The organism is Polaribacter sp. (genome assembly GCF_965656025.1).
Classification (GTDB): domain Bacteria; phylum Bacteroidota; class Bacteroidia; order Flavobacteriales; family Flavobacteriaceae; genus Polaribacter.
In genome coordinates this window covers 1-3,007 of the sequence record NZ_CBFHJT010000120.1, presented here as the reverse complement: position 1 = coordinate 3,007, position 3,007 = coordinate 1, and the positions used below count along the sequence as shown (strand labels likewise).

The following is a 3,007-nucleotide window of genomic DNA, read 5'->3' as shown; positions in this document are numbered from 1 at the left end:
CGACTGCGCTCGAACAGACAAACAAATGAATAAATTTATAATCTTATTACGCGGAATCAACGTATCAGGAAAAAACAAAATCCAGATGGCAGATTTACGTGAATTATTAAATGATTTAGAATTTAATAATGTGCAAACCTATATTCAAAGTGGTAATATAATTTTAGAATCAGATTTAGATAAAACAGCCACTTATAATAAAGTAAAAAAAGGAATTCAAGAAAAATTTGGTTTTGAGGTTCCTGTAATTGCCAGAACAACTTCTGAATGGAAAAAAGCTATTGATAATTATCCATTTACATTAGAAAATGATAAAATAGTTGCTTTTACATTTTTAGATAAAGCTTCTAAAGAAACAGCAATTGAAGTAAATAATATTGGTGAAGACCAGTATAAAATAGTAGATGATGTTGTGTATTTACATTGTCCATCAGGTTTTGGAAAAACAAAATTGACAAACAATACAATTGAGAAAAAATTAAAAGTTAGTGCAACAACTCGTAACTTTAAAACAACTATAAAATTATTAGAGTTGTCAGAAACTTAAAAGAAATGTCATCCCGAACAAAATGAAGGAATCTTATAATATAGATTTTACAACTTTTTCAAAGTTTCGTAATGACGTAATTATTAATAAATAATTTCAAATTTCACCCAGTTTGGAGTTCCTTCCCTTTGGGAAGGTTAGGATGGGCTTTAGATTATGATTAAAGTAACCCCAAGAGGCGCATATCCACACGTAAAAGTAGTGGGTGATTTTATTTTTGTTTCAGGAACCAGTTCAAGAAGAGCAGACAATTCTATAGCAGGCGTTGTAATTATTGATGAAATGGGAACCAAAAAATTAGATGCCTATTTGCAAACAAAAGCCGTTTTAGAAAATATAGATAAAAACCTAAAAACTGTTGGTGCTAACTTAAAAGATGTTGTAGATGTTTCTAGTTTTTTAGTTAATATGAACGATTTTGCAGAATATAATAAAGCGTATGCAGAATTTTTTGAAAAAGAAACTGGCCCAACTAGAACCACAGTTGCAGTTCATCAATTACCACATCCAGATTTAGTGGTAGAGATTAAGGTTACTGCTTATTTACCAAAAGCCAAAAGCTAAAAGCTGTATGCTAAATATAAAAAACTACATCAATGGAAAACTAGTTGCACCAGAAGCAGGTAATTATTTAGATAATTACAATCCTGCAGTGGGGGAAATTTACGGACAAATTCCAAATTCATCAAAAGAAGATGTACAAAAAGCCTACCAAGCAGCAGCAAAAGCTTTTCCAAGTTGGAGTAATACTACTTTAGAAGAAAGAAGTAAAATACTATATAAAATATCAGATTTAATTTTAGAAAAATTAGACTTTTTAGCAGTAGCAGAATCCAAAGACAATGGTAAACCAATAGCGTTAGCCAAACAAGTAGACATTCCAAGAGCAGCAAGTAACTTTCAGTTTTTTGCAAATGCCATAACTCAGTTTTCATCGGAAGCGCATGAGAGTGTAGGCTTAAATGCTGTTAATTTTACTTTGCGTCAGCCAATTGGAGTTGTCGGTTGTATTTCTCCTTGGAATTTACCTTTATACTTATTTACTTGGAAAATAGCACCAGCCATTGCAGCAGGGAATTGCGTGGTTGCAAAACCAAGTGAAGTTACACCAATGACCGCTTATTTATTAGGAAAAATTTGCAACGAAGCTGGTTTACCAAAAGGAGTGTTAAATATTGTTCATGGTTTAGGTTCAACCACAGGACAAGCCATTGTAGAACATCCCAATATCAAAGCAATTTCTTTTACTGGAGGTACAAAAACAGGAGCACATATTGCCAGAGTTGCAGCACCCATGTTTAAGAAAATCTCTCTAGAATTAGGAGGAAAAAACCCAAATATCATCTTTGCAGATTGCGATTATGAGAAGATGTTAGAAACTACAGTTCATTCTTCGTTTGCAAATCAAGGTCAGATTTGTTTATGTGGAAGTCGAATTTTAGTAGAAGACAATATCTATGAAAAGTTCAAAGAAGATTTTATAAAAAAAGTAGCGCAATTAAGAGTTGGGAATCCGTCTGAAAAAGATACAAATATTGGAGCTTTGGTGTCTAAACAACATTTAGAAAAGGTGAAAAGTTATATTGATATTGCAGAAAAAGAAGGAGGTAAAATACTTTTTGGTGGAGAAACTGTAACTGTCACTGACAGAGAAAATGGTTATTATTTACAACCCACAATTATAGAGGTAAAAGACAACGAATGTAAATTAAATCAAGAAGAAATTTTTGGGCCAGTGGTTACCATTATGTCTTTCAAAACCGATGAAGAAGCCTTAACTTTAGCAAATGAAGTAAAGTATGGTTTATCGGCTACAATTTGGACAAATAACTTGAACAGAACTATGCAGTTTGCAAAACAATTACAAACAGGGATTGTTTGGGTAAATACATGGATGTTACGAGATTTAAGAACTCCTTTTGGAGGCACAAAAGAAAGTGGCGTAGGACGTGAAGGAGGTTTTGAAGCCTTACGTTTTTTTACAGAACCAAAGAATATCTGTATCAAATATGAATAAAGAAATCAAACAAAAAATCATACAAGTTTGTGATGAAAAGATTGCTAAAAAAGGCGAAAAGGTCGGTTTATCTTTTTACGCATTTTTCAAAAATAAAAACGAGAATCCGAAATTGCTAATGGAAGTCGCTACTTGGTGGATTGAAACACATCAATTAGATCACTTTGAAAAAGCAATAAAGATTAAAAAAATGATTAAAAATGTTAATTAATCTAAAAATGTCTCCTCGAGCGCAGTCGAGAGGATGAAAAAAAGTTAATATCATTAAAATGTCTCCTCGAGCGCAGTCGAGAGGTTAATTATGAAAACGTATTTTGTCTATATATTAAAATGCTCAGATAATTTACTTTACACAGGTATTACAAATAATATTGAAAGAAGATTTAATGAACATCAAAAAGGGTTAAATAAAAATTGTTTTACTTTTAAAAGAAGACCTTTAG

Annotated in this window: 5 protein-coding genes; all 5 read left to right on the top strand. The window is 31.8% G+C overall.

Annotation, left to right across the window (positions count from 1 at the left end; all coding sequences use genetic code 11):
* Positions 1-547 (top strand): DUF1697 domain-containing protein (locus ACTG3S_RS14165; RefSeq protein ID WP_439129982.1); only part of this gene is annotated, 547 nt, incomplete at its 5' end.
* Positions 548-703: 156 nt separating this feature from the next.
* Positions 704-1,111: a RidA family protein gene (locus tag ACTG3S_RS14160; protein ID WP_439129981.1), complete on the top strand. Its 408-nt coding sequence runs from the start codon at positions 704-706 to the stop codon at positions 1,109-1,111.
* A 7-nt stretch (positions 1,112-1,118) separates the two neighbouring features.
* Positions 1,119-2,564, top strand: a complete 1,446-nt coding sequence (locus tag ACTG3S_RS14155; protein ID WP_439129980.1) for an aldehyde dehydrogenase — start codon at positions 1,119-1,121, stop codon at positions 2,562-2,564.
* Positions 2,557-2,775, top strand: coding sequence for a DUF6500 family protein (locus tag ACTG3S_RS14150; RefSeq protein WP_439129979.1), 219 nt, complete (start codon positions 2,557-2,559; stop codon positions 2,773-2,775). The genes ACTG3S_RS14155 and ACTG3S_RS14150 overlap by 8 nt, the downstream gene beginning before the upstream one ends.
* Positions 2,776-2,865: 90 nt before the next feature.
* The coding region (locus tag ACTG3S_RS14145) for a GIY-YIG nuclease family protein (protein WP_439129983.1) at positions 2,866-3,007 on the top strand (142 nt) is incomplete at its 3' end.

What these genes read in the sequence shown, in the direction of transcription:
- ACTG3S_RS14160 (WP_439129981.1), top strand. Translation starts at nt 704, where the DNA reads ATGATTAAAGTAACCCCAAGAGGCGCATATCCACACGTAAAAGTAGTG.
- ACTG3S_RS14155 (WP_439129980.1), top strand. Translation starts at nt 1,119, where the DNA reads ATGCTAAATATAAAAAACTACATCAATGGAAAACTAGTTGCACCAGAA.
- ACTG3S_RS14150 (WP_439129979.1), top strand. Translation starts at nt 2,557, where the DNA reads ATGAATAAAGAAATCAAACAAAAAATCATACAAGTTTGTGATGAAAAG.